Source organism: Pseudorhizobium xiangyangii, assembly GCF_020531965.1.
Lineage (GTDB): Bacteria > Pseudomonadota > Alphaproteobacteria > Rhizobiales > Rhizobiaceae > Neorhizobium > Neorhizobium xiangyangii.
In genome coordinates, this window is record NZ_JAJAWH010000102.1 from 1 (window position 1) to 1,024 (window position 1,024).

General features: G+C 62.2%; 1 protein-coding gene. It reads right to left on the minus strand.

Translation table 11 applies throughout. The features are described 5' to 3' along the window. Positions 1 to 1,024 (minus strand): aconitase family protein (locus tag LH464_RS24385; RefSeq protein ID WP_255648867.1); only part of this gene is annotated, 1,024 nt, incomplete at both ends.

The following is a 1,024-nucleotide window of genomic DNA, read 5'->3' on the forward strand; positions in this document are numbered from 1 at the left end:
GGCGAAGATGACGAGCGGAGTACCCTCGTCCTTGTACTTCATGGCCGCATCGTAAATCGACATCTCTTCCTTCGACGGGTAGTGGATGGTGTAGCCACCTTCCTTGCCGTTCGGGCCGAGCATGTGATTGCGCAGGCGGATGTTGGCAAACGTGCCGCGCATCATGACTTCATGGTTGCCGCGACGCGTGCCGTACTGGTTGAAGTCGGCGACGCCCACGCCGTTCTCCGTGAGGTAGGCACCCGCCGGGGAAGCAGCCTTGATCGAACCGGCCGGCGAGATGTGGTCGGTGGTGATCTTGTCACCGAAGAGACCAAGAACGCGAGCGCCCTTGATGTCCTTGAGGCCTGAGCCGGTCTTGCCCATGCCGACGAAGTAGGGCGGGTTCTGGACGTAGGTCGACTTGTCGTCCCAGGCGTAGGTCTGGCCCGGAGGAACCTTGACCGCCTGCCAGTTTTCATCGCCCTTGAACACGTCGGCATACTTCGTTTCGTAAAGTTCGCGGGTGACGTATTTCTGGATGAACTCCTGCACTTCATGCGAAGTCGGCCAGATGTCCTTGAGGTAGACAGGGTTGCCGTCCTGGTCTTCGCCGAGCGGTTCGCTGGTGAGGTCCTTCTGCACCGTGCCGGCGAGCGCATAGGCGACCACGAGCGGCGGCGAAGCAAGGTAGTTGGCCTGGACGTCCGGCGAGATGCGGCCTTCGAAGTTGCGGTTGCCCGAAAGCACGCCGGAAACGATGAGGCCCTTGTCGTTGATCGTCTTCGAGATCGGCGCCGGCAGCGGGCCGGAGTTGCCGATGCAGGTCGTGCAGCCAAAGCCGACGAGGTTGAAGCCGATCGCATCCAGCGATTCCTGCAGGCCGGACCTGGCGAGATATTCGCCGACGACCTGGGATCCCGGCGCAAGCGAAGTCTTCACCCACGGCTTGGACTTCAGGCCCTTGGCAACAGCGTTGCGGGCGAGAAGGCCGGCCGCGATCAGCACCGACGGGTTGGACGTGTTGGTGCAGGACGTGATGGCG